We start from the raw sequence: 3,157 nt of genomic DNA, 5'->3' as shown, positions 1-3,157 counted from the left end.
AGGGGCTGATGCACTACGCCGATCAGATTAGGGCCTGGCCGCCCGCCGGGCCAGGAGGCTTAGTTCCCGGAACGAGTGGCCATGGTGCCCTGTCGTCCACGGCGTCACCGGCCAGTTGATCGCCGTCCATGGCGGAATGGTGATGCTGGGCTGATAGCGCAGCCGTCTCATATGTGGCGCCGCCGTGTAACGGCGCTGACGCTCCACGTTCACCGGGTTTCGCTGTCGCCATACTGGCGCGCAAATCGCCTCAACGGTGCGCGGGAAAGTTCGCCCTCACCGCTCCTCCTCCCTCGACGCACCGTTCGAGACGTCGTGTTTGCCGTTCGGAGGTCATGGTGACTGCCCTGCGCGGCGGGTCCTGAGTCGGGACTATCTCGATAACGGTGTTTCCGGCGGTTTCCATCAGTAGGTTTCGGCCACCGGGAAACGGTCGCCGACGCGCCAGTCATAGCTGGACAGCCCTCCACTGCGGGCTGCGGGGGCTACAGCCGGTCAAACGCCGATCCGTCGAGCCACTCGACGACCTCTCCCAGTGGGAGGCGAGGAGTCGCAGGCAGCGGGTCGGCATTAGCCGGTGCCCACCCGATGCGCAGCAGCATCTGCGGGAACCCGCTGCCGCCGAACACATAGGTCTGCACGGCATCTCGTGTTTCGGCGATCTCCAATGGCTCGGTCACCGGGCAGCTCGCCAACCCCTGTGCGGTGGCGGTCAGCAGCACCAGGCTGGTGGCCTCGCCGGCGCGCAGTCTGGCCAGCGGAGTGTCGTCTTTGGTGCCCAGTGCCAGCACGACCGCGTTGTCGTCTGCCGGTTCGGTATCGGGGGGCTGGGCCAGTGCAGGACCGGCGAATAGTCGGCCCGGCAGCGGCGCCGCCGGATCGGAGGGCGGTATGTTGCGGGCCGGCACACCGGCCACCGATGCGTTCTGCCCGCTCCACGTGGTCAGCTCGGCGAGATAGTCGTCATCGGTGGCGTGTTGCCAGACCGCTTGCGCGACAATGTGCTGCAGCTTCGGAAGTGAATTAACTTCGCGCAGCATCACCCCGGTGCTTGCCGCGTACCCATCACGGTGATGTCGCCGGCCGGCACATACCACGAGCTGTAGTGCCGCCGGTCGGTGCGCCGCCGCGGAATCGCCGCGGCCAGCGTCACATCGAGCTCCGTGGCGGGGTGGCGGTGAACCTTCACGGCGGCAAGATGTTCGGGTTCGGCCGGATTGGGGAACCGGTGGACCTTGGCTTGCCAACCCATAGCAGCCAATGCCACCACGCAGTGATGAAGCGCCGCGCCGCAGCTGAGCATCAGGTCCCGGCGGTCGGGGTCGGTGCTGGGCAGGTGCCGGTCGAGATCGGCGTACAGATGCAAGCTGTTCGCGCCGATGCGCCACCGCCATGGCTGAGAGTTGTGCACCGACGGCGCCCGGGTGGCCATCGACAAGACTGTGCGGATCGTCTCGAGCTCCGGAAAATGAGCGCTCATCAGAATACTGCCTTCTGTTGACAATTCTGATGTTCCCACACTCGCGGCGCGCCGCGGTTACGCCTAGAGGCGAAGGTCCCCGCTTCCCGGGACTTCTGCCGCCGTCACGAAAGCGGCGCGGACCAGCGAACCAGAGTCCCTCCCCCGGGAGGGGTTTCGATGCTCAACGCACCGTTCACTTGCTCGGCGCACTGACGCAGGTTGGCTAGGCCACTGCCGTTGACGCCGGCCGAGGGCCGTTCGACCCGTATCAGCGGTGGCCTACCGCCCTTCCGGCGGAATGGCTAGTCCGCGCGCGATGGAAACTGGGTACAAACAGGAAGGGCGAAGCGATGAGGGCTGACGTCGGAGACTCGTTGGTAGTCAAGGGCGCGACGAACGGGGATCCCGATCAGCGCGGCATCATCACCGAGTGTGCATACGGCCGGCGGCACGCCAGACTACATGGTTCGCTGGCTCGTACCGGCCACCAGGCACTAGCCTTTCCGGGGGCCGACTCGATCGTCATCACGGCCGCACAGCAGCAGGCGGCCGACGAGCGGACACGGTCACGGCTGATGTCATCGCAGGCGGTTCTCACCGGCCACGCGAGCAAATGAGTCGGCGGTTGATTGCTAACGGCATGCCGCCGCGGGTGGTCGAAGAGGATCCGCGGGCCATCCGCCGATAACTCAGCGCATCCGTAAATCCGGTTGCCGCTGCGAATGTCATTCCGGTTCAGCACATTTCTATATAGCCACGGTACCGAGGGGCTGCTGTCGTGAACGGAGCTCAGCACAGCAATACGGGCTGATTGGGGGACTTTTGGCCCTCGTGTGATATAGCGCGGACAGTCAGACTGGTGGTCCGCGGTGCAGTGGCACCATTGAGCATGAGGAGGTCCCGTTGTCCGGCGCACCCGAACTCGATGAGCTGCACGGCCTCATCAGTGTTCTGCGGCAGTGCGTGACGTCACTGCAGACTCAGTACCACGACATTGCGCCGATGCGCCGCATTGCCAATGACGCCGACCGGCTGCTCAACGATATCGACCGGCTCGACATCGACACCGGCGAGCTGGATGTCGAGCGCGCGGCACCGCAGCCGTACGTCGGCGAGAAGATCCCGGTGCCGGACACGCAATACGACACCAACTTCTGGCGCGACGTCGACGACGAAGGCATCGGTGGGCAGTTGCGCTCCGGATGACAGCCGCCGCACCGATAGTCGCCGAAAACGTCCCAGCCGATGCTGATCGACCTGTTTCTAGAAGCGAGACACCCACCAGATGTTGACTTTGGTCCCTCAGTATCGGGGCGGTCCGTCCAACAGCAGAATCCGCGACGAATGCCTCAACATCAACGTCTTCTGGTCACTGACCCAAGCCCGCGTGGTCATCAACGAGTGGAAATACAACTACAACCGCCACCGCCGCCATTCCGGCGTGGGCTACCAACCGCCGGCCCGCTACGCTGCCGCTTGTACCCACCACTGAACGACTCTCACTCGCCGTGGACCAGTTCCTGGGGTCCGGTCACGACCCCAACGACAAGGAGTGAATATCCAATTCTTTTGTCGCGGTCAGTCGACGTAAGTAATTGCTAGCGGGATTGTGGGACCGACCACGATGGTCAGCGCAAACCCATCGCCCAACACGGTGAACACCTCGGCGCGCCCATCGCGGACGTGCTGCGCGAT

At 64.6% G+C, this 3,157-nt stretch carries 2 protein-coding genes and 2 pseudogenes; 3 read left to right on the top strand and 1 reads right to left on the bottom strand.

Annotated elements, in window-relative coordinates; genetic code table 11:
* Nucleotides 1-485 precede the first annotated feature (485 nt).
* Nucleotides 486-1,480: pseudogene (locus tag ACLQI9_RS02460) on the bottom strand (Acg family FMN-binding oxidoreductase).
* Nucleotides 1,481-1,812: 332 nt separating this feature from the next.
* On the opposite strand from ACLQI9_RS02460, the gene ACLQI9_RS02455 reads away from it, so the two are divergent.
* The 3 genes and pseudogenes from ACLQI9_RS02455 to ACLQI9_RS02445 all read left to right on the top strand — a co-directional run.
* Nucleotides 1,813-2,079 carry a DUF1918 domain-containing protein gene (locus ACLQI9_RS02455; RefSeq protein WP_442382888.1) on the top strand — a complete coding sequence of 89 codons (267 nt, stop codon included), beginning with the start codon at nucleotides 1,813-1,815 and terminating at the stop codon, nucleotides 2,077-2,079.
* A 286-nt stretch (nucleotides 2,080-2,365) separates the two neighbouring features.
* Nucleotides 2,366-2,668, top strand: coding sequence for a hypothetical protein (locus ACLQI9_RS02450; RefSeq protein WP_442382886.1), 303 nt, complete (start codon nucleotides 2,366-2,368; stop codon nucleotides 2,666-2,668).
* 118 nt (nucleotides 2,669-2,786) lie between these two features.
* Nucleotides 2,787-2,954, top strand: a pseudogene (locus ACLQI9_RS02445) (integrase core domain-containing protein); the annotation flags it as partial.
* Nucleotides 2,955-3,157: the final 203 nt, after the last annotated feature.

It is taken from the genome of Mycobacterium sp., assembly GCF_052143115.1.
Taxonomy (GTDB): domain Bacteria; phylum Actinomycetota; class Actinomycetes; order Mycobacteriales; family Mycobacteriaceae; genus Mycobacterium.
This window is presented reverse-complemented; position numbering and strand designations above follow the sequence as displayed.

What these genes read in the sequence shown, in the direction of transcription:
- ACLQI9_RS02455 (WP_442382888.1), top strand. Translation starts at nt 1,813, where the DNA reads ATGAGGGCTGACGTCGGAGACTCGTTGGTAGTCAAGGGCGCGACGAAC.